Source organism: Pseudothauera nasutitermitis, from assembly GCF_004801295.1.
GTDB classification, from domain to species: domain Bacteria; phylum Pseudomonadota; class Gammaproteobacteria; order Burkholderiales; family Rhodocyclaceae; genus Pseudothauera; species Pseudothauera nasutitermitis.
The window spans coordinates 67,324-88,812 of record NZ_SSOC01000009.1; the positions used below are offsets into that span (position 1 = coordinate 67,324).

Annotated in this window: 20 protein-coding genes; 6 read left to right on the plus strand and 14 right to left on the minus strand. The window is 70.5% G+C overall.

The window, feature by feature from the left end; all coding sequences use genetic code 11:
- Position 1 precedes the first annotated feature (1 nt).
- Genes E6C76_RS20470 through E6C76_RS20490 form a run of 5 tightly spaced genes read right to left on the minus strand, consistent with a single transcriptional unit; the run spans position 2 to position 4,137 of the window.
- Positions 2-553, minus strand: a complete 552-nt coding sequence (locus E6C76_RS20470; protein WP_136350117.1) for a phospholipase D family nuclease — start codon at positions 551-553, stop codon at positions 2-4.
- Positions 546-1,967 carry an RsmB/NOP family class I SAM-dependent RNA methyltransferase gene (locus E6C76_RS20475; RefSeq protein WP_136350118.1) on the minus strand — a complete coding sequence of 474 codons (1,422 nt, stop codon included), beginning with the start codon at positions 1,965-1,967 and terminating at the stop codon, positions 546-548. Before E6C76_RS20475 ends, E6C76_RS20470 begins: the two co-directional genes overlap by 8 nt.
- The gene (locus E6C76_RS20480; RefSeq protein ID WP_168734398.1) at positions 1,964-2,704 is read right to left on the minus strand and encodes a DUF3108 domain-containing protein; all 741 of its coding nucleotides are present in this window, start codon (positions 2,702-2,704) and stop codon (positions 1,964-1,966) included. The genes E6C76_RS20475 and E6C76_RS20480 overlap by 4 nt, the downstream gene beginning before the upstream one ends.
- Before the next feature lie 5 nt (positions 2,705-2,709).
- Entirely contained in the window at positions 2,710-3,357 is a 648-nt protein-coding gene (gene purN, locus E6C76_RS20485) for a phosphoribosylglycinamide formyltransferase (RefSeq protein WP_136350120.1), read from the minus strand.
- 27 nt (positions 3,358-3,384) lie between these two features.
- On the minus strand, positions 3,385-4,137 hold the full coding sequence (locus tag E6C76_RS20490) for a hypothetical protein (RefSeq protein WP_230976349.1): 753 nt from the start codon (positions 4,135-4,137) through the stop codon (positions 3,385-3,387).
- A 124-nt stretch (positions 4,138-4,261) separates the two neighbouring features.
- On the opposite strand from E6C76_RS20490, the gene mutL reads away from it, so the two are divergent.
- Positions 4,262-6,127, plus strand: a complete 1,866-nt coding sequence (gene mutL, locus E6C76_RS20495; RefSeq protein WP_136350121.1) for a DNA mismatch repair endonuclease MutL — start codon at positions 4,262-4,264, stop codon at positions 6,125-6,127.
- 18 nt (positions 6,128-6,145) lie between these two features.
- Here mutL and E6C76_RS20500 read toward each other — a convergent pair whose 3' ends face one another.
- A complete protein-coding gene (locus E6C76_RS20500; RefSeq protein ID WP_136350122.1) occupies positions 6,146-6,478 on the minus strand; it encodes a thioredoxin family protein in 333 nt (110 codons plus the stop codon).
- 79 nt (positions 6,479-6,557) lie between these two features.
- Here E6C76_RS20500 and miaA point away from each other — a divergent pair, with 79 nt between their 5' ends.
- Together miaA and E6C76_RS20510 are read left to right on the plus strand one after the other, a co-directional pair.
- Positions 6,558-7,550 (plus strand): tRNA (adenosine(37)-N6)-dimethylallyltransferase MiaA, encoded by a 993-nt coding sequence (gene miaA, locus E6C76_RS20505; RefSeq protein ID WP_136350123.1) that lies wholly within the window; start codon positions 6,558-6,560, stop codon positions 7,548-7,550.
- Positions 7,551-7,578: 28 nt separating this feature from the next.
- Positions 7,579-8,130 (plus strand): DUF1415 domain-containing protein, encoded by a 552-nt coding sequence (locus E6C76_RS20510; RefSeq protein ID WP_136350124.1) that lies wholly within the window; start codon positions 7,579-7,581, stop codon positions 8,128-8,130.
- Between the two features lie 18 nt (positions 8,131-8,148).
- Here E6C76_RS20510 and E6C76_RS20515 read toward each other — a convergent pair whose 3' ends face one another.
- The 5 genes from E6C76_RS20515 to purM form a co-directional block, all read right to left on the minus strand.
- Positions 8,149-9,471 carry a hypothetical protein gene (locus E6C76_RS20515; RefSeq protein ID WP_136350125.1) on the minus strand — a complete coding sequence of 441 codons (1,323 nt, stop codon included), beginning with the start codon at positions 9,469-9,471 and terminating at the stop codon, positions 8,149-8,151.
- A 186-nt stretch (positions 9,472-9,657) separates the two neighbouring features.
- On the minus strand, positions 9,658-10,131 hold the full coding sequence (locus tag E6C76_RS20520) for a hypothetical protein (RefSeq protein WP_136350126.1): 474 nt from the start codon (positions 10,129-10,131) through the stop codon (positions 9,658-9,660).
- Positions 10,131-13,229 (minus strand): efflux RND transporter permease subunit, encoded by a 3,099-nt coding sequence (locus E6C76_RS20525; protein WP_136350127.1) that lies wholly within the window; start codon positions 13,227-13,229, stop codon positions 10,131-10,133. Before E6C76_RS20525 ends, E6C76_RS20520 begins: the two co-directional genes overlap by 1 nt.
- Before the next feature lie 12 nt (positions 13,230-13,241).
- The gene (locus E6C76_RS20530; RefSeq protein ID WP_136350128.1) at positions 13,242-14,327 is read right to left on the minus strand and encodes an efflux RND transporter periplasmic adaptor subunit; all 1,086 of its coding nucleotides are present in this window, start codon (positions 14,325-14,327) and stop codon (positions 13,242-13,244) included.
- Between the two features lie 140 nt (positions 14,328-14,467).
- Positions 14,468-15,514 carry a phosphoribosylformylglycinamidine cyclo-ligase gene (gene purM / locus E6C76_RS20535; RefSeq protein ID WP_230976351.1) on the minus strand — a complete coding sequence of 349 codons (1,047 nt, stop codon included), beginning with the start codon at positions 15,512-15,514 and terminating at the stop codon, positions 14,468-14,470.
- A gap of 141 nt (positions 15,515-15,655) precedes the next feature.
- On the opposite strand from purM, the gene E6C76_RS20540 reads away from it, so the two are divergent.
- The 3 genes from E6C76_RS20540 to E6C76_RS20550 are packed head-to-tail and all read left to right on the plus strand — an operon-like array spanning position 15,656 to position 18,131.
- Positions 15,656-16,747: an AI-2E family transporter gene (locus tag E6C76_RS20540; RefSeq protein WP_136350130.1), complete on the plus strand. Its 1,092-nt coding sequence runs from the start codon at positions 15,656-15,658 to the stop codon at positions 16,745-16,747.
- Entirely contained in the window at positions 16,744-17,409 is a 666-nt protein-coding gene (hda, locus tag E6C76_RS20545; RefSeq protein WP_136350131.1) for a DnaA regulatory inactivator Hda, read from the plus strand. Before E6C76_RS20540 ends, hda begins: the two co-directional genes overlap by 4 nt.
- Positions 17,410-17,456: 47 nt before the next feature.
- Complete coding sequence (locus E6C76_RS20550) at positions 17,457-18,131, plus strand: histidinol-phosphatase (protein WP_136350132.1); 675 nt, start codon at positions 17,457-17,459, stop codon at positions 18,129-18,131.
- A 10-nt stretch (positions 18,132-18,141) separates the two neighbouring features.
- Here the strand turns inward: E6C76_RS20550 and E6C76_RS20555 are convergent, their stop codons facing one another.
- The 3 genes from E6C76_RS20555 to E6C76_RS20565 form a co-directional block, all read right to left on the minus strand.
- Positions 18,142-18,387 carry a hypothetical protein gene (locus E6C76_RS20555; RefSeq protein WP_136350133.1) on the minus strand — a complete coding sequence of 82 codons (246 nt, stop codon included), beginning with the start codon at positions 18,385-18,387 and terminating at the stop codon, positions 18,142-18,144.
- A gap of 57 nt (positions 18,388-18,444) precedes the next feature.
- A complete protein-coding gene (gene ccoG / locus E6C76_RS20560) occupies positions 18,445-19,842 on the minus strand; it encodes a cytochrome c oxidase accessory protein CcoG (RefSeq protein ID WP_136350134.1) in 1,398 nt (465 codons plus the stop codon).
- A 183-nt stretch (positions 19,843-20,025) separates the two neighbouring features.
- The gene (locus tag E6C76_RS20565; protein WP_136350135.1) at positions 20,026-21,447 is read right to left on the minus strand and encodes an aminotransferase-like domain-containing protein; all 1,422 of its coding nucleotides are present in this window, start codon (positions 21,445-21,447) and stop codon (positions 20,026-20,028) included.
- Positions 21,448-21,489: the final 42 nt, after the last annotated feature.

Below are 21,489 nucleotides of genomic sequence, written 5' to 3' on the forward strand. Positions count from 1 at the left end.
CTCAGGGCCTCCAGGGCAGGCCGCGCACCGGAGTGGCCCGGTCGCGGTGTTCCTGCCAGTTGCGCAGATAGGTCGCCGCCAGTTCGCAATGATCGCGCAGCACCAGGATGTTCTCCGCGTTGCGCTGGCTGGCCGACCAGGTGAAATTGTAGGAGCCGGTGACCACCGCGCAACCCGGCCCGTCCGCATCGACGATCAGCACCTTGTTGTGCGCGGCCGCGTAGGCGGTCTCGAAGGCCACCGGAATGCCGGCCTCCAGCAGGGTCGGCAGCGCGTTGCGCCCGCCCTGGTGCATCCTGGCATCGGCCAGCACCCGCACCGCCACCCCGCGCCGGTGCGCGGCCACCAGCGCGGCGGCGAGCGGCCGGCTGGTGAATACGTAGGCCTGCACATGCACCGAGCGGCGCGCTGCGTCGACCACCCCGACCAGCACCTTTTCGGGGTCGTCGGCCGGCGAAAAGGCCACCTCCACGCTGCCCCGGGCCGGCAGCACCGTACTGGCCGCCGCCGGCAGGGCGCAGGCCAGCGCGGCGCACGCCAGCCACTCACGCATGGGCGTCGGCGCGCTCCAGTACGGCGGCGAAGAAGCCGTCGGTATCCTGCTCGGCGGGCGACAGGCGCAGGCGTGCGCCGGCGGCCACCGGAATGTCCTGGCGGGCCAGCACCTCGCCGGCATCCACTTCACGGAACTCGGGATGCGCGGCCAGGAAGGCATCCACCACCGCGTCGTTTTCCTCGGCCAGCAGGCTGCAGGTGGCATACACCAGGCGCCCGCCCGGGCGCACCAGACGCGCGGCGGCGGCCAAGATGGCGCCCTGCTTGGCGGTCATCTCGGCCACCGATTCGGGCGTCTGCCGCCACTTCAGGTCAGGATTGCGGCGCAGCGTGCCCAGGCCGCTGCACGGCGCATCGACCAGCACGCGGTCGGCCTTGCCCGCCAGGCGCTTGACGCGCGCGTCGTTCTCGTGGGCGATGGCCACCGGATGCACGTTGGACAGCCCGGCGCGCGCCATGCGCGGCTTGAGCCGGGCCAGTCGGCGCTCCGACACGTCGAAGGCATACAGCCGCCCGGTGGAGCGCATCAGCGCACCCAGGTGCAGGGTCTTGCCGCCCGCCCCGGCGCAGAAATCCACCACCAACTCGCCGCGGCGCGGCTGCACCAGATAGGCCAGCAGCTGCGAGCCCTGGTCCTGCACCTCGAAGCTGCCGTCGACAAAGGCCGGATGCTTCTGCAGGGCCGGCTTGCGGTTCAGCCGCACGGCCAGGGGCGAGAGCACGCCGGGCTCGACCTGCAGGCCATCGGCGCGCAGGCGGGCGAGCAGTTCGTCGCGGCTCATCTTCAGCGGATTGACGCGCAGATCCAGCGGCGCCGGGCGGTTCAGGCTGTGCGCGAGCGCCAGCAGGGCCTCTTCGTCGCCATCGGCGAGCAGGCGTTCGAGCAGCCAGTCGGGCAGATCGGCACGCTCGCCCAGGCTGATGTTCTCCGCGCCGTGCCCGCGCAGGCCGTTGAGCCAGTCGCGCTCGCTCACCGACACCAGGCCGTCGAAGTAGCGCTGCGGCCAACCTTCCCCGCGTGCCAGCCAGGCCAGCAGCAGCTGGCGTGGCGTGGTCTGCCCGCCGGCCAGCGCGCGCAGCCAGCGCAGGCGGCGCAGCACGCCGTACACCGATTCGGCGATGAAGCCCCGGTCGCGATGGCCCAGCGCGTGGTTCTCGCGAAAATGGCGTGACAGCACGGCATCCGCCGGATGGGCGAAGGTCAGCACCTCGCCGAGCACCTGCACGGCCTGGGTGAGCAGCGCCCGACCGACGCCGGCCGGATTGAGCGCCGCCGGCGCGGCCTCGCCGCCCGCCGCCGCAGCCGGGCGGCGCTCGGGCGCGCGGCCCCCGGCGGCGGGCCTGCGCGGCCCGGCGCCACGCGGCGCCCGTACGCCGCCGGTGGGCTGCCGTTTCGTCTGTCTGGTATTCATTCACCCGCTCCTTGCGTCACCGCGCCGATGCGCAGTTCGCTCGCGCGCTGCTCCAGCACTTCACCTTCGTCATCCACCATGCGGATACGCACCGGCAGCATGTTGCGCGCCGGGGCGAACCACACATCGATCTCCATGCTGCCGTCCACCGCCCTGGCCTTCAGCCTGCGGGTCTGCAGCTTGCCCAGCGGCAGCTCCAGGGTTTCCTCACCCACCCAGGCCAGCGTGGATTCGGCCACCTTGCGCCCGGTCACCACCTGCGCGCTGGCCGGCAGGGGCTGGTCCGCGCGCTGGGCGATCTGGTGCCACAGGCTGAGCACGTCCTGCGCGCCGGCCCCCAGCGCCGCCTCGCGCGTGCGCTCCTTGCGGGTGAAGCGCAACTGCGCCGCCTTCCAGTCGAATTCGACCCGTTCGGCCTGACGGCCTTCGCGCTCCACGCTGAAACGCGCCGGGCGCAGGCCATCGGCGCCGGCCCGCCCCTCGCTGCGCTGCACGTACTGCATGTTCTTGATCAGCGCGGCCAGGCCCACCGTGCGCACCGTGTTGGTGATGCGGTACTCGCTGCCGTCCCGCGACCAGCTCTGGCGCGCCTCGCCCACCAGCGGGCCGTTGTTGCCCATGCTCACCTGATAGACGATCTGCCCGGCGGCCGGCCAACCCTCGGCGCCCGCCAGCGCCGGTACGCACAAGGCCGCGGCCAGCAAGGCGCGCAGGGCCATTTCACGCAATCCGCTCATCCCGTTCATCCTTGCAATTCCAGCGCGGGCACGCACAAGGCGGCGCCCGCCGGTGGCTCACCGCGCACACGCACCGAGCCCCCTTCCAGCGTCAGGCGATCCTCGACGAACCAGCGCACCGCCTGTGGATAGATGCGGTGCTCCTCGGCCAGCACGCGCGCGGCCAGCGTGGCCTCCTCATCATCGGGCAATACCGGCACCGCGGCCTGGATGACCACCGGGCCGCGATCCAGCTCGGCGGTGACGAAATGCACCGTGGCGCCATGCACGCGCACGCCGCACTCCAACGCGCGGCGATGGGTGTGCAGGCCGGCGAAGGCCGGCAGCAGCGAGGGGTGGATGTTCAGCAGGCGGCCCTCGTAGCGGCGCACGAAAGCCTCGGTGAGCACGCGCATGAAGCCGGCGAGCACCACCAGATCGGCGCCGTGGGCATCGATGGCTTCCGCCAGCGCGGCGTCGAAGGCGGCACGGTCGGCGTGCTGCGTATGGTCGATCACAGCGGTGGCGATGCCCTGGCTGGCGGCAAAGGCCAGCCCGGCCGCGTCGGGCCGGTTGCTGATCACCGCGGCGATGCGCGCGCCGGGGATGGCCGCGTGCACGATGGCTTCCATGTTGCTGCCGCGGCCGGAAATGAGAAGGACGATGGACTTCATGAACCCTGTATCTGGAGACGCGCGCGTTCAGCGCACGGGGAGGAAGACGGCGGTGGCCATGCTCTGGACCACGCGCGTGACCGTACGTTCGGTCTTCACCTCGATCACGTCGGAAAGCACCTCGAGCTGGCCGATGATGCGGCCGAACTCGCGCTCGAAACTCAGGTTGGCGACCTCGCCCATCTCGTTGGAGAGCAGCAGTGGCCTACCGTCCGCGTCGCGCGCGCTGGCCAGCTTCCAGGCGGCGATCTCGACGTTGCGGGCCGCATTGTAGATGCGCTGGGCGTTCAGATCATCAAGAAGATAGAACTCCACCTTGTCGCCGAAGGCGGACTGCACCATGCTCGCCAGGCCGACCACGAAGGCCGCCACGCGATCGCCCTGGTACTCCGGCACGAAGGCGAGCTGCAGGGCATCGATGTCGCGCCGGTTGCCCAGTTCCTCCAGCCGCCAACCGTGCTCGACCTCGAAGATGCGCGCCAGCGCCTCATCCATGCTCGGCGCCCCGCTCTTCCTCCACTCGCGCGGATTGCGCCGGTACAGCTTCTCGGCAAGCCGCCGCAGGCTGACGAATACCCGGTGCTGGTGCGCTTCGGCGAAGCGGTCCAGATCGGTCTTGGCGAACTGCTGGGGCGCGAAGGGGCGCAGGCGCTCCTGGCGCGGCGTGGTGCCCGGCGAGGAACACGCACCGAGAAACAGCGCCGCCGCCAAGGCGGTGGCGGCGGGCAGGCGGCCGACGAGGCGGCGGCGGAATGGGTGCTGCGGAGCAAGCAGGCGCATGCGCGGCGGCCTATTTCGGCAAAGATATCGCGCCCAAGATCATACCTGAAGGGCATGCCCACGGCGCGCCCGCGGGCGAAGCGTATAATTTGCCCCTTCCCGTTTTCTTGATCGCCGCCCGGCCATGTCCGTCATCCACCGCCTGCCCGACCTGCTGGTCAACCAGATCGCCGCCGGCGAAGTGGTCGAACGGCCGGCCTCCGTACTCAAGGAAGTGCTGGAAAACGCCGTGGATGCGGGCTCGCGCGCCATCGAAGTACAGCTCGAACAGGGCGGCGTGCGGCGCATCCGCGTGGCCGACGACGGCTGCGGCATCGCCCGCGACGACCTCGCGCTGGCGCTGGAACGCCACGCCACCAGCAAGATCGCCACCCTGGACGACCTCGAACGCGTCGGCACCATGGGCTTCCGTGGCGAGGCGCTGGCCGCCATCGCGGCGGTGGCGCGCACCATCCTCACCAGCCGCGCCAGTGGCAGCCAGCACGCCTGGCGCATCGCCAGCGACGAACGCGAACCGACGCCCGCCGCGCTCAACCACGGCACCGTGGTGGAGGTGGCCGACCTGTATTACAGCACCCCGGCGCGGCGCAAGTTCCTCAAGAGCGAAGGCACCGAATTCGCCCACTGCGACGAGATGTTCCGTCGCGTCGCGCTGGCCCGTCCGGACGTCGCCCTGCAGCTTTCCCACAACGGCCGCGTGATCCACCGCCTGGGCGTGGCCGACCCGCTGGCGCGCGTGGCCGCGCTGATGGGCGACGACTTCGTCGCCCACGCCCGCGAGGTGGAAAGCGAGGCCGGCACGCTGCGCCTCACCGGCCTGGCCTCGCTGCCCGCCTACTCGCGCGCCAACCGCGACGCGCAGTACTTCTTCGTCAATGGCCGCTTCGTGCGCGACAAGCTGCTCACCCACGCGGTGCGCCAGGCCTACGCCGACATCCTGCACGGCGCGCGCCACCCGGCCTACGTGCTGTTCCTCAGCCTGGACCCGGCCGGCGTGGACGTGAACGTGCATCCGGCCAAGATCGAGGTGCGCTTCCGCGATTCGCGCGCGGTGCACCAGTTCGTCTTCCACGCGCTCACCCGCGTGCTCGGCGAATCCGGTGCGGCGCGCGCCGGGTTCGAGTCCGGCACGGAGGAAATGCCCCCGCCGACGGCACCCGCGGCATCGGGCGGCCTGCCATCCGCCAGCGCGCCACGCGCGGCCTATCCCCCCGCGCCGCCGGTACAGGGCCGCCTGGCGATGGATTCGGCCAGCAACGCGTACTACGATTTCGTGCGCACCGCCCGTCCGCCCGACACCCCATCCCGCCCGCCAGGCGCCCCCCTGCCCACGGCCGCCGTGCCGGATGCGCAGCCCCTCGCCCCACCCGCGCCGACGCCGGCCATGCCGCCCGACGATGACGCAGGCGCCCCGCCGCTGGGTTTCGCGCTGGCCCAGTTGCACGGCGTCTACATCCTCGCGCAGAACACGCGCGGGCTGGTGCTGGTGGACATGCACGCCGCCCATGAACGCATCCTCTACGAAAAGCTCAAGACCGTGCTGGACGGCCGTCCGGCCGTGCAGCGCCTGCTGATTCCCGCCGTGTTCGGCGTGGGCGCGCGCGACATGGCCGCCGCCGAGGAACACGCCGAGGTACTCGCCGGCATGGGCTTCGAGATCGCCCCCGCCGGCCCGCAGGAACTCGCCGTGCGCAGCGTGCCGGCCCTGCTCGCCGCCGCGCCGGTAGCCGAACTGGTGCGCAAGCTGCTGGAAGAACTGCGCGAATACCCGGCCACCGAGGTGATCACCGCGCGGCGCAACGAACTGCTCGCCACCATGGCGTGCCACGGCGCGGTGCGCGCCAACCGTCAGCTCACCATGCCGGAAATGAACGCGCTGCTGCGCGAGATGGAAGCCACCGAGCGCGCCGACCAGTGCAACCACGGCCGGCCGACCTGGACCCAGTTCAGCATGCAGGAACTGGACCGCTTCTTCATGCGCGGCCAGTAGCGGCGCGCGCGCGACGCGTCAGCCGGCGGGGTCGATGTCCGCGAGCGCCGCGCGGATATCGGCATCATCGGCCGGCCGCACCAACTGCCCCGCCACCCGCCCGTCGCGCAGGAACACCAGCGTCGGCCACAGCTTCACGCCGAAGGCACGCCCCAGGCGCTTGCCCGGGCCATCCTCGACCTTCACGTGGGCCAGCGCCGGATGTTCCTCCAGCAGCGCCGCCAGACGCGGCTGCAGGGCGCGGCAATGGCCGCACCACGGCGCGCCGAACTCCACCAGCAGGGCGCCGGGCCAGGCATCGATCTGCTCGCGGGTGGGCGGCGGTTCGGAAAACTGCGCGCTATAGGGCATGAGGATGGCTTCCTGCGTGATACACGATACGCCGGCCGGAACGCCGATTGCCGGGCAATCATAACCGTCTTGCTGGATAATGGCGGCCCGCGCCGCGCCCGCCGAATCCGCTTCCGTGACTTCCTCCCTGCCTCCCGCCCTGCTCCTGCTCGGCCCCACCGCCAGCGGCAAGACCGCCTGTGCGCTGCGCCTCGCCGAGGCGCTGCCGGTGGAGATCGTCAGCGTGGATTCGGCGCTGGTGTATCGCGGCATGGACATCGGCACCGCCAAGCCCACGGCGGCCGAACGGGCGGCCTGTCCGCACCACCTGATCGATGTGGTGTCGCCCGAGGAAGCGTATTCGGCCGCGCGCTTCCGCGCCGAGGCGCTGGAAATCATGGACGGCATCGCCGCCCGCGGGCGCATCCCGCTGCTGGCCGGCGGCACCATGCTGTACTTCAAGGCCCTGCGCGACGGCCTCTCCGACCTGCCCCCGGCCGACGCCGGATTGCGCGCCGGGATCGACCGCGCAGCCGCCGCGCGCGGCTGGCCGGCGCTGCACGCCGAACTCGCCATGCTGGACCCCGAGGCCGCCGCGCGCCTGGAACCCACCGACGCCCAGCGCATCCAGCGCGCGCTGGAGATCGTCCGCCTCACCGGCCGTCCGCTGGCCGACAGCTACGCCCGCCGCGCCATGGCAGCGCCGCCGTGGCGCCTGCTGCTGATCGCCCTGGCGCCGTCCGAGCGCGGCGTGCTGCACGCGCGCATCGCCGAACGCTTCGACGCCATGCTGGCCGCCGGCCTGCTCGACGAAGTCCGCCGCCTGCGCGCCACCTACAAGCTGGACCTTTCCATGCCGTCGATGCGCTGCGTGGGCTACCGTCAGGCCTGGGAGCACCTCGACGGCCTGTACGGCCTCGACACCCTGCGCTTCAAGGGCATCGCCGCCACCCGCCAGCTCGCCAAGCGCCAGCTCACCTGGCAACGCCAGTTCCGCGAAACCTGGGACGGACTGGTGGAAATCGACTGCCTGCGCGCGGATCTGGCCGACGCCGTGCTCGACACCGCGCGCCGCCTGCTCGCGCGCGCCTGAATCCCATCCCACTACCCAAGGAAGATCCATGGACGATCTGATCGACATCGAACAGCAGACCCGGCGCTGGCTGGAAGACGTGGTGATCGGGCTCAACCTGTGCCCCTTCGCCGCTGAACCCAACCGGCACGGGCGCATCCGCATCGCGGTCACCGAAGCCGCCGACGAGGAAAGCCTGCTCGCCGCCCTGCAGGAAGAACTCAGCCTGCTCGACTCGCTGGAGGAGAGCGAAACCGAAACCACGCTGGTGGCCGCGCCCTTCGTGCTCGACAACTTCGACGACTACAACCAGTTCTTCGACGTGATCGAACTGTGGCTGCGCGAGTTCGGCTGGGAAGGCACCTACCAGGTGGCCGGCTTCCACCCGGACTACTGTTTCGCCGACACCACGCCGGACGATCCGGGCAACCTCACCAACCGCTCGCCCTGGCCGCTGTTCCACCTGATCCGCGAAGCCAGCATCGACCGCGCGGTGGCCTCCCACCCGGACGTGGACGGCATCCCCGCGCGCAACATCGCCCGCGTTTCCGCCCTCGGCCCGGAAGAACGCCGCAAGCTGTTCCCCTACCTGTTCGGCTGAACCCCGGCCCCGGCGGCCTCAGGCCGCCGCGCGCCAGGCTTCCACGGCGAACAGCCAGGCCACACCGAGCGCGTAGGAGGCCAGGCCGTAGCGCAGGTTGCCGCGCGCCATGGCCAGCCCCGACAGGCCGAAACGCCCCTGCAGCGACAGATGCACGCCGGCCATCGGGTTGAGCGCCAGGCCGATCGCCCAGCATTGCAGGAACACCAGCGCCATCAGCAGCGGATCGGGCGCCAGCGGCGCGAGCCAGGCCGCGGCCATGACGATGCAGACCACCGCATGGATACCCAGCGCCGACAGCACGATCATGCCGGCCAGCAGCATGGCGGCCTCCAGCGCGCCGAAGCGCCCGAACGGCATCCAGCCCACGCCCCCGCTCATCAGCGCCTGCAGGCCGGTGGCGAATACCCCCGCGCACAGGAACAGCACCAGTTCGCCCGACATCGCCGGCAGGCGGTGCCCGGCATGGCGCAGCACGCGCTCCGCGCCCTCGCGCGGGCCGTGCTGCCACACGGCCGCGCCCAGCGACAAGGCCAGCGCCGAGGCGCCGATGATCGCCAGCGAGGTCCACCCGGGCAGCCAGGCATGTCCGGCAATCACCAGCACGCTGAGCGCCACCGGCAGCCACAACGCGGCCAGGCGCATCGGATAGCCCACGAAAGCGGCCGGATCGCCGGTCTCGCCGGCCGGCAGCCGCCCGGCCAGCCACAGCACGCCGAGCGCCAGCGGCACGCCGTGCAGGATCACCTCGCCCAGCGAGGCGCCCGGCGCATAGGTCAGCACCACCGCCATCGCCGCGAAGAACGGCGACCACAGCGCCGCCGCCAGGAAGCCGCGCGTCAGCACCGCCGCCTGGCGCAGGCCGAGCCGGCCGTCGGCGGCCATGCGCTCGGCCATGATGAATACCGCCGACATGTTGATCACCGCGCCGAACAGATGCACGCTGCCCAGGGTCAGCCAGCGCGCACGCGCGCCGCGCGGCGGTTCATCGGCCGCGCTGCCCAGGCCCACCATCTGCAGGAAGCTCACCGCCGCCAGCATGCCGAGCAGCGCGGTGTTCTGGGTGAGCAGCTGCATCCAGTCCGGGCGCAGCCCCTGCCACAGCGCGGCGCCCAGCGCGAGCGCGCCGATGGCCGCCAGCCCCAGCGTGAAACGGCGCTGGCGGCCGTCCAGGCGGGGCCACAGCAGCGCACCCGCCATCCACCCGGCCACCCCCGCCGGCCAGGCCGGCAGCCAGCCCGCGCCATGGAAAATGGATAGAACGATCATCGCGCCCATCGCCCAGGCGGCGCCGACGGCGCGCGGGCGGGACAGGGTTTGCGGCGGGGCGGAAGCGGACACGGTGGCGTGAATAGGCAAACAAGAAGGCCCCCACGCTGCGCCGCTGGCGCGGCTGGCTGCTCCCGAGGGGCGTTTTTTGCCTTTGGGGGTCCGGCGACAAAAAAGAAGCCGGCCGGGAAATCCGGCCGGCCGATTTCGAATTCTAGACGGCGGCCCGGCAGCCAGCCGGGCGGACCATCAGGGCAGTCAAGCCGATGCGCGCACCGCCGTGGGCGCCGGTTGCGTTTCCGGGCGCACCACGTTGTCCAGATACAGTTGCACCGCCTGATTCGAAGCGGAGGACGCAGCGTCCGGCGGCTCCGCGCGCGGGCTGCCGCCATCCGGTGCGGACGGCAGTGGCACGCCGGCGGCGCGCGCGGCATTGGCGGTTTCGGCCTGCGCAGGGGGCGTGGCCGGCGCCGCGGCTGCGGCATCGGTGCGCGCGGCGGGCGCCGATGCCTGCACCTGCACGGCGCTGTCGGCCTGCGCGGGCGGCACGGCCTGCGGCGCGGCGGCGGGCTGCTGGCGGGCGGCCTCCTCAACTGCGCGCGCTTCGGCGCTGATGTTGACCTGGGTGGTCTCGGACGCCGTCTTCTCCGCAACGTCCTCGCGCATCGGGGAGGGCTGCAGGCGCGGGGCCTGGGCGACATCCAGATTGTTGAGCCTGAGCGAGATATCCATCATGCACTCCTGTCCGCGCCGAGCGCGGGATCGGCAGCGGCTTCCGGGCCGGTGGCGAGCGGATTGCGCTCGCGCCGCGCCAGTAGAGTATAGACCGTCGGCACCACGAATAGGGTGAAGAAGGTGCCCAGCAGCAGGCCACCGACGATCACCCAGCCGATCTGCTGGCGGCTTTCCGCCCCGGCGCCGGTGGCCAGCGCCAGCGGCACGGCGCCCAGCACCATCGCCCCGGTGGTCATCAGGATGGGGCGCAGGCGCAGCACCGAGGCCTCGACGACCGATTCGAACAGCGCCTTGCCCTCGTCGCGCAGCTGGTTGGCGAACTCCACGATGAGAATGCCGTGCTTGGTGATCAGGCCGACCAGGGTAATCAGGCCGATCTGGCTGTACACGTTGAGCGTGCCGCCGGTGAGGTACAGCGCGCCGAGCGCGCCGGCCATCGACAGCGGCACGGTGAGCATGATGATGAGCGGGTCGCGGAAGCTTTCGAACTGGGCGGCGAGCACCAGGTAGATGAAGGCCAGCGCGAGCACGAAGGTGACCGCCAGGCTGGCCGAACTGGTCTTGAACTCGCGCGACTGGCCGTCGTAGTCGATGGCGTAGCCGGCCGGCAGGACATCGCGCGCCACCCCTTCCAGATGGTCGAGCACCTCGCCGAGGGCATAGCCCGGCGCCACGTTGGCGGAAATCTTCACCGCGCGGCGCTGGGCGAAGTGGTTCAGCTCGCGCGGGCTGACCGTCTCGCGCACGGTGACCACGCTGGCCAGCGGCACCATCTCGCCGCCGCGCCCGCGCACGTAGAGGTCGCGGATGTCGGCCGGGTTGGCGCGGCTGGCGGGATCGACCTGGACGAGCACGTCGTACTGCTCGGCATCGCGCTGGTAGCGCGTCACCTGCCGGCCGCCGAGCATGGTTTCCAGCGTGCGGCCGATGACGTCCACCGCCACGCCGAGGTCGGCGGCGCGGTCGCGGTCGACTTCAACGGACAGCTCGGGCAGGGTCAGTTTGAGGTCGCTTTCCGGAGAGATGAAGCCGGGGTGGTCGCGGATTTCGTCGAGAATGCGTTCGGTGTAATGCGCCAGTTCCTCATAGGACGCGGACGCCACCACGATCATGCTCACCGGCCGCGAACGCGCGCCCTGGCCGAAGGCCGCCGGCAGGCTGGGATAGGCGTCCACGCCGGGCACGTCGCGCATGCGCGGGCGCATCTCGGCGGCGATGGCGGCGGCGGAGCGGCTGCGCTCTTCCCAGTCGGTGAAGCCGGCGAAGGAGATGCCCTGCGACACCGTGGGGTTGCCGCTGATCACCAGATAGCGGTCCACGTCGGCGGTGCTGGCATAGATTTCCTCGATCTGCCGGGCGTAGCGCTCCATGTAATCCACCGTGGAGCCTTCCGGCCCGGAGAACAGGCCGATCAGGCGGCCGCGATCCTCCAGCGGGGAGAGTTCCTGCTTGAGCTGGCCGAACAGCCAGACCGCACTGGCCGCGACCAGGGCGAAGGCCAGCATGACCAGCCAGCGCAGGCCGAGCGCGGCCTGCAGCACGTCACGATAGCCCTGGGTGAGCCATCCCAGCAAGCCCTCGATGGCGTTGTATACCCGGCCATGCTTCTTCTCGTGGCGCAGCAGCCTGGAGCACATCATCGGCGACAGGGTCAGCGCGACGAAGCCGGAGACCAGCACGGCGCCGGCCAGGGTCAGCGCGAATTCCGTGAACAGCTTGCCGGTGCGCCCGCTCATGAAGGCCACCGGGGCATACACGGCGGCCAGCGTGAGGGTCATGGCGATGACCGCGAAGGCGATCTCGCGCGAGCCCTGGAAGGCGGCCTTGAGCGGATGCATGCCTTCCTCGATGTGGCGGTAGATGTTCTCCAGCATCACGATGGCGTCATCCACCACCAGGCCGATGGCCAGCACCAGAGCCAGCAGGGTCAGCGTGTTGATGGAGAAGCCCAGCGCCAGCATCAGCGTGAACGCGCCGATCAGCGACACCGGGATGGTCACCAGCGGCACCAGCATGGCCCGCCAGTTGCGCAGGAAGAACAGGCAGACGAAGGCCACCAGCAGGATGGCCTCGAAGATGGTGGCGAACACCGCCGAGATGGAACGCTCGATGAACACCGTGGTGTCGTTGGCGATGGTCATCGTCATGCCTTCGGGCAGTTCTTCCGCCAGCACCGGCATCATCTCCACCAGCCCGCGCTTGAGATCGAGCGGATTGGCGGTGGCCTGCTTGATCAGGCCGATGGAGGCGGCTGGCTGGCCCATGAAGCGCACCAGAGTGCGTTCGTTGGCCGCGCCCTCCTCCACCCGGCCGATGTCGCGGATGCGCACCGGGTAGCCGTCGGCGCTCTGCGGCGCGCGCACCACCACGTCGGCGAACTGCGCGGGCTCGCGCAGATCGGTGGCGGCCACCACGGTGAATTCGCGGCGGGAACTCTCGATGCGTCCCGCCGGCACCTCGACGTTCTGCCGGCGCAGGGCGTCCTCCACCTCCTGCACGGTGAGGCCGTAGGCGGCCAGGCGGTCGCGGTCCAGCCACACGCGCATCGAATAGTCGCGCCCACCGTACACGCGCGCGTCGGCCGCGCCCGGCAGGGTCTGGAAGCGCGGCTTGACGATGCGGTTGGCGAAATCGGTGACTTCCAGCGGCGAATGCCGGTCCGACGAGAAGGCCACCCAGATGATCGGGCTGGCGTCGGCCTCGACCTTGGCGATCACCGGCTCGTCCACGTCGTCGGGCAGACGCCGGCGCACCCGCGAGACACGGTCGCGCACGTCGGCGGCGGCGGCGTCGGGCGCGCGCTCGATGCGGAAGCGCACGGTGATCTGGCTGCGTTCCTGGCGGCTGATCGACTGGATGACATCCACCCCCTCGATGCCGGCCAGGGCGTCTTCCAGCGGCTTGGTGACCTGCGTTTCGATGATCTCCGCGCTGGCGCCGCGGTAGGTGGTATCGACGGTGACCACCGGCTCGTCGATGTTGGGGTATTCGCGCACCGTCAGCTTGGTCCACGACACCAGCCCGACCAGCACCACCAGCAGCGACAGCACGGTGGCGAACACCGGACGGCGGATACAGGTATCGGAAATCACCACGGCCGCCTGCCCTCAGTCCGCGCCGCCGGCGGCGACCACGCGCACGCGCGCGCCGTCGCGCAGCCTGAGGTGGCCCGCGGTGACCACCGGATCGCCTTCGGCAAGGCCGTCGACCACCTCCACCAGGGCCTCCCGGCGCATGCCGGTACGCACGTCCACCCGCCGGGCCACGCCGTCCTCCACCCGGTAGACGAACTGCACGTCGCCCGGCAGCGGCACCAGCGCCTCCTCCGGCACCACGACGACCCGCGGGCGCTCGGCCAGGATCAGCCGCACGCGCGCGAACATGCCGGGGCGCAGGCGGCCTTCCGGATTGGCCAGGCTGGCGCGGATCAGCACCGCGCGGCCCTGCGCATCGACCAGCGGGTCGATGGCATCGACGCGCGCGCTGAAGCGCTCGCCGGGCAGCGAATCGCTCGACACTTCCAGTGCCTGACCGGGGCGCAGGCGGGGCAGCAGGGTTTCCGGCAGGCGGAAATCCACCTTGAGCACGGAGATGTCTTCCAGATTGACCAGCGCATCGCCGTCCTTGACGAAACCGCCCACGCTCACCTGGCGGATGCCGACCACGCCGTCGAACGGGGCGGAAAGCGTCATGCGGCGCAGCCGCGCGTGGGCCAGCTCCACCGCCGCACGCGCCACCTCCAGCCGGCTGGCGGCCTCGTCGCGCGCGCTCTGGCTGACGAAGCGGCGCTCGAACAGATCCTCGGTGCGGCGGTAGTTGGATTCGGCCAGATCCAGGCTGGCGCGCGCCTGCTGCAGTTCGGCGCGCTCCACGGCGGCGTCCAGTTCCACCAGCACCGCGCCGCGCTTCACCGCGCCGCCTTCCTGGAAGCGGATCGCGCTGATGCGCCCGGAAACCTCCGGGCTCAGCACCACCGATTCGTTGGAACGCAGGGTGCCGACCGCCGTGGCCTCCTCGGACATCGTCACACTGCGCGCGCTGGCGATTTCCACCGCCACTTCCGTGGCCCCGGCGTCACCCCCGTTGGTGGGCGCCGGCGGCGCAGGCGCACGATTGAGATGCCAGGCTCCGGCGCCCAGCGCGGCCAGGCCGAGCACGCTGAGCACCACCACCAGCTTTCTGTTAGCGGACATGCGCGATCCGGGCTCCTATCCTGGGAAGTGCGCCCCGCCGTGGCCGGCGGGCATCGGGTTTCGGGAAACGACGCTCTGGGCAGACCGGCATCCGCCGTACAAGTTGCAGAAAGTTACACGCGGGACGGACCCGCCTGCGCTCAACGCACGATGGTGGCAGCCTCGCCGTCGGCGCGCGCATCGATGCGGCCGATGCGGAACACCGTTTCACCGGCGGCGGCCAGACTGGCCTGCGCGGCGTCGGCATCGGCCTCGGCGACGATCACCACCATGCCGATGCCGCAATTGAACACGCGGTACATTTCCTGCGTATCCACGTTGCCGTTTTCCTGCAGCCACTGGAACAGCGGCGGCAGCGTCCAGGCGGAGGCGTCGATGCGCGCGGTGAGCCCGTCGGCCAGCACGCGCGGCACGTTCTCGGTGATGCCGCCGCCGGTGATGTGGGCCATGCCCTTGACCACGCCAGGCTGCTCGCGCAGCAGGGCGAGCAGCGGCTTCACGTAGATGCGCGTGGGTTCGAGCACCACATCGCGGAATGGGCGGCCGTGGAAGTCGGCGTCCAGATCGGGCCGGGCGCGTTCGATGATCTTGCGCACCAGCGAATAGCCGTTGGAGTGCGCGCCGCTGGAAGCCAGGCCGAGCACCACGTCGCCCGGCGCGATGCGCGAGCCGTCGATGATCTCAGCCTTTTCCACCGCGCCGACAGCGAAGCCGGCCAGGTCGTACTCGCCGTCCGGATACATGCTGGGCATCTCGGCGGTCTCGCCGCCGATCAGCGCGCAGCCGGCCAGTTCGCAGCCCCGGGCGATGCCCTTGACCACGTCGGCGGCGGTATCGACGTCGAGCTTGCCGCAGGCGAAGTAGTCGAGGAAGAACAGCGGCTCGGCGCCCTGCACCAGGATGTCGTTGACGCTCATCGCCACCAGGTCCTGGCCCACCGTGTCGTGCTTGTCGAGCTGGAAGGCGAGCTTGAGCTTGGTGCCCACGCCATCGGTGCCGGACACCAGCACCGGCTCGCGGTACTTGCCGGTCAGTTCGAACAGCGCGCCGAAGCCGCCGATGCCGCCGAGCACCTCGGGGCGCATGGTGCGCCTGGCGAGCGGCTTGATGCGGTCCACCAGGGCGTCGCCGGCATCGATGTCCACGCCGGCGTCGCGATAGGAAAGAGGGGGTTTGGAGGCGGTCAAGATCGGTCCTCTGACGGGCTGGGTCGAAGTCGCTGCCATCCGCGCGCATGCCCGCGAACTTGAGGGCGTCACGCCGAATGGCTACATTTACGGATTGCGCGAAGCCGGGCGGCCCGCGCCAAGCCCGCGATTTTAATCGAAATGACCCCTACACGCGCGTCCGACTTCCGCCAAACACTGCTGTGGACCGGCGTGGGCCTGGCCCTGCTGGCCCTGTTCTACATGCTCTCGCCCATCCTGGCGCCCTTCGCCATCGCAGCGGTGCTGGCCTACATCTGCGATCCGGCGGTGAACTGGCTGGTCGGCCATCGCGTGCCGCGCCCGCTCGCGGTGCTGCTGGTCATCCTCGGCATCGGCCTGCTGGTGCTGATGCTGGCCGGCATCCTGGCGCCGATGATCTACAGCGAAACCGCCACGCTGATCACCCGCCTGCCCGACCTGCTCGACCACTTCAACACCAGCGTGGCGCCGTGGCTGGCGCGGCGTTTCGATCTGCACATCCAGCTCGATGCCGCCTTCGTGCGCGAACTGATCAACCAGCACAGCGCAGGCGCGCAGAACCTCATCCCCATCCTGCTGGCGCACGCGCGCAGCGGCGGCATGGCGCTGATCTCCCTGCTGGTCAATCTGTTCCTGATTCCCATCGTGATGTTCTATCTGCTGCAGGAATGGCCGCGCCTGATGAACGGGCTGCGCGACATCGTGCCGCGCCCCTGGCTGGCCCCCGGCATGCGCATCGCGCGCTCGATCGATTCCGTGCTCTCCGAATTCCTGCGCGGCCAGCTTTCCGTGATGCTGCTGCTGGCGGTGTTCTACAGCGTCGGGCTGTGGCTGGCGGGGCTCAATTTCGCTCTGCCGGTGGGCGTCATCACCGGGCTGATGAGCTTCATCCCCTACGTCGGCTTCGGCGGCGGGCTGGTGCTCGCCATCCTGGCCGCCTTGCTCCAGGGCGACGGCTGGTCGCCGCTGATCGGCGTAGCGGTGGTGTATGGCCTGGGCCAGCTCATCGAGAGCTACCTGCTCACCCCCTACATCGTCGGCGAGCGCATCGGCCTGCACCCGCTCGCGGTGATCTTCGCGCTGATGGCCTTCGGCCAGCTGTTCGGCTTCGTCGGCATGCTGGTCGCCCTGCCGGTGAGCGCGGCGCTGCTGGTGGCCCTGCGCGAACTGAAGGCGGCCTGGCTGGCCAGCCGCATCTACCGGGGCGAGCTGGACGGCAAGGATCACCAGTGAAGCAGTTGGTGCTCGACGTGCGGCCCGACGTGCCGCCCACGCTGGACAATTTCGTCGCCGGCGCCAACGCCGCGCTGCTGGCCGCGCTGGACGCCACCATCCGCGGCGAATCGCACCTCTACCTGTGGGGAGCGCCCGGCTGCGGGCGCAGCCACCTGCTGCGCGCCTGCGTGGCCGAGGCGCTGGCCGCCGGCCGTCCCGCGCACTATCTGGCGGATGGCGTCTCCGGCGCTGCGGACGAAACCGCTGCGCTGATCGCCGTGGACGACATCGAACGGCTCGACGAAGCCGCGCAGATCGAACTGTTCAATCGTTTCAACCGCGCCCGCGAACGCCGCCAGACCCTGCTGCTGGCCGGCCCCGCCGCGCCGCGCGAACTGGCGCTGCGCGAGGATCTGCGCACGCGCGTCGGCCAATGCCTGATCTACCAGGTGCAGGCCCTCGACGACGCATCGCGCGCCGCCATTCTCGCCGGCCAGGCGCAGCGGCGCGGACTGCGCATCGGCGACGACGTGGTGGACTTCCTGCTGCGCCACGGCCGGCGCGACCTGCCCAGCCTGCTCGCCACGCTCGATGCGCTCGATCAGGCCTCGCTGGAGCGCAAACGCCCGATCACCCTGCCGCTGCTGCGCGAACTGATGCACGGCGGCCTGCGGATCTGAGCGCGCGGCGCTCCTCCTCCCCTCCTTGAACTGAACGGAAACACCCCGTGGACCTGGCTCTCTTCGATCTCGACAACACCCTGCTCAACGGCGATTCGGACTTCGCCTGGGCGCAATTCCTCATCACCAAGGGCGTGCTGGACCGTGAAACGCAGGAGGCGAAGAACATCGCCTTCTACGAGCACTACAAGGCCGGCACGCTGGACATCGTCGAATTCCTCGACTTCCAGCTCGCCCCGCTCGCCCGCCATCCGCGCGCGCAGCTCGACGACTGGCACCGCGAGTTCATGGAAACCTCGGTGCGCCCGATGATCGGCGAGGCCGCGCGCGAACGCGTCCGCCACCACCTGGCGCGCAACGACCTGGTGGCCGTGGTGACCGCCACCAACGCTTTCGTCACCGGCCCCATCGCGCGGGAATTCGGCATCGCCCACCTGATCGCCACCGTGCCGGCCGTCGAAGAAGGCGGCGCGTTCACCGGCAAGGCGCGCGGCACGCCGGCGTTCCGCGAAGGCAAGATCGAACGCGTGGAAGCCTGGCTGGAAAGCATGGGGCTGCACTTCGGCAGCTTCGCGCAAAGCTGGTTCTACAGCGATTCGCTCAACGACCTGCCGCTGCTCGCGCGCGTGGATCACCCGGTGGCGGTGGACCCGGACGCCACTCTGCGCGCCCACGCCGAACGGTCCGGCTGGCCGGTGATCTCGCTGCGCGGCGCGTTCTGAGCGGAGTTTTCTAGCGCTGTGGCAAGGAGCCGCCGAAGCGCGGCTCCAGCGCATCGATCAAGGCGTGCAGCGCGGCGCGCACCTGCTGCTCGCAGCAGCCCATCAACAGGGCATCCTCCAGCGCGTCGAGCGCCACCTGATGCAGTTCCTGATGGTTCTGCGCGAGCACGCGCAGCTTTTCGACACAGGCGATCGGCGAACCGTCCGGCGCCTGCCAGACCGGCATGGCCGGCCCGGCATCCCGTGCATCGGTCATTTTCCTCTCCACGACCTGACTACGATCGGAGTGTAGAGTCCCAGGCCGGGAAAGCGTTCAAGGCAGGATGAAAGTGCTGCGTGCGGCCACGCGCGCACCGCCCTGTTCGCCGCCGACCAGGAAGGTCAGCGGCTGCACGCCGCGCAGTTCCACGCCGGCCGGCATCGACACCGTCACCCGCATCGGCGTGATGGTGCCCGCGCCCGCGTCGAACACCCGCTCTCCGACGATCTGCGCGCCGGGCAGGCCCGCCACCTCGACGCGCAGACGGACCGGCGCCTCCACCAGATTGGCCAGGTGCAGCGTATAGCCGTTCTCGATGCGCCCGTCCTGGGTTTCCAGCAGCAGCGTGCCGCGGTCGCGCAGCACATCGACGCGCAGGGTCGGACGTTCCGCCAGCACCCACAGGCCGGCGGCGATGAAACCGGCCATCAGCGCGGCGTAGATCCACACGCGCGGACGGCCTGCGCCCATGCCGGCGGGCGCCGAACCCGCCGCGCCGCGCGCGCCGCCCAGTTCCAGCGCGGAGGCGAAGCGCACCAGCCCATGCGGCGCGCCCAGCTTGTCCATCACCGTATCGCAGGCATCGATGCACAGCCCGCAGTTGATGCACGGATACTGCAGTCCGTCGCGAATGTCGATGCCCACCGGACAGGCCTGCACGCAGATGCCGCAATCCACGCAGGCGCCGTTTCTCGCCCCCGCGCGGCGCGGCTCCCCGCGCCCGGCATCGTAGGACACGTTGCGCGTGCGCTCATCCACCATCACGCCCTGGAAGCGCGAATACGGGCACATGTGCTGGCATACCGCCTCGCGCGCGAGGCCGGCCTGCACGTACATGAAACCGGCGTAGAACAGCAGCCAGAAGCCTTCCCAAGGACCCACCAGGCCGACTGCCAAGTTGGGCAGCAACTCGCGCACCGGGGTGAAATAGCCCACGTAGGTGATCGCCGACCACAGCGCGATCAGCGCCCACAGCCCGTGCTTGGTGGTGCGCAGCAGCGCCTTGCGCGGCGTCCAGGGCGCCGCGTCGAGCCGGCGGCGGGCCAGATGGTCGCCCTCCACCCTGGCCTCCACCCAGGCAAAGATGCTGGTGTAGACCGTCTGCGGACAGGCGAAGCCGCAGAACAGCCGGCCGGCCAGCGCGGTCACCAGGAACAGCCCGGCCGCCGCGACGATCAGCGCGAAGGCCAGCAGCAGCGCATCCTGCGGCCACAGCGAAAGCCCGAAGAAGTGGAACTTGCGCTGCGCGATGTCGAACCACACCGCCTGCTGGATCTCACCGTTGCGTTCCCAGTTCAGCCAGCAGGCGCCATAGAAGATCAGTTGGGTGATCCACACCACTGTCCAGCGCAAGGTGTTGAAACGCCCCGCCACCGCGCGGTGGTGGATCTTGCCCTTGCTGCGGTACAGCTCGACACGGGCCTCATGAACCTTGCTCGATGCGCTTGCCACGCTCTGCTCCTTCGCCGGCGCGCCGCACGGGCGCGACCATTCAATTTGATCGGACACGGCGAAGTACACCACCCGCCCGGCAATGGCAGCAGATTCAGTGTTGGCGATTTTCCATATGAACAGATTGGGCGACAGCAGATGCGGCATGTCCGCCCGGCCCGCCGGGGATGCCGTGAACAGGTCCTATCGGCGGCCGGATTGCCGCGCCACCAGTTCCGCCAGGGCGGCCACCGCTTCATCCGGGCCCTGTGCCAGCGGATGGCCGAAGTTCAGCCGGATGCAATGGCCGAACTCGCGCTGCGCGGAGAAGATCGGCCCCGGCGCGAGGCTGATGCCGTGCGCCAGCGCATCCTGGTGCAGGGCCAGCGCATCCACGCCGGGCGGCAGTTCCAGCCACAGGAAATAGCCGCCGGCCGGGCGCGCCAGCCGGGTACCGGGGGGGAAATGGCGTTCCACCGCCTGCACCAGTTCGGCCTCGCCGCGCGCCAAGGCCTGGCGCAGGCGGCGCAGATGGTGGTCGTAGCCGCCGTGGCCGAGGTAGTCGGCCAGCGCGTCCTGTGCGGCCACCATGGTGGCCAGGCTGGTGGTCAGCTTCTGCCGTACGATGCGCCGGGCGAAGCGCCCGCCGGCCACCCAGCCCACGCGAAAACCCGGCGCCAGGCATTTGGAGAACGACGACACGTGCATCACCAGCCCGTCGGCCTCCAGTGCGCGGGTGCACGGCGGCGGCTCGGCGCCGAAATACAGTTCGGCGTACACGTCGTCCTCGATCAGCGGCACCTGATGGCGGCGCAGCAGCGCCACCAGCGCCTCGCGACGCGCCATCGGCACCAGCGCGCCGGTGGGGTTGGCGAAGTTGAGCATGAACAGGCAGGCCTTCACCGGATGGCGCTCCAGCGCGCGCTCCAGCGCCTCCACGCTGACGCCCTCGCGCGGGTGCGAGGGGATCTCGATGACCTGCAGCCCCAGGCGCTCGCTGGCCTGCAGGCCGGCGTAGAAGGTCGGCGACTCCACCGCCACCACGTCGCCCGGGCGGGTCACCGCCTGCAGGCACAGGTTCAGCCCTTCCATGGCGCCTGAAGTGATGACGATCTCTTCCGGCGGCACCAGCGCGCCGCGCGCGTGGTAGCGCCGCGCGATGTGACGGCGCAGCGCGGCATTGCCCGGTGGCAGATCGGTGATCGTGGCGAGCGGATCGAGGCGCCGCGCGGCGCCGGCCAGGCTGCGCCCCAGGCGGGTGAAGGGGAACAGCTGCGGCGCCGGAAAGCTGGAGCCCAGCGGCACCACGCTGCGGTCCTTCACGCTCTCCAGGATCTGGAAGATGAAGTCGCTGACTTGCAGCGGCGCCGACTCCCCGGCCGGGCTGGGCATGCGCGGCTCGGCCAGTCCGCGCCCGATGCGTGCGCGCACGAAGTAGCCCGAGCGCGGACGCGCTTCGATCAGGCCGCGGCTTTCCAGCAGATAGTAGGCCTGCATCACCGTCACCGCGCTCACCCCCTGGCTGCGGCACACGTGGCGCACCGAGGGCAGGCGGTCACCCGCGCGCAGCACGCCGCTGGCGATCAACTGACCGGTCTGCTCGGCGATGTGCTGGTAGAGCGTCATGAGGAAAACGCGGCGGTTCGGTGAAAGGCCGCCAGTCTAGCA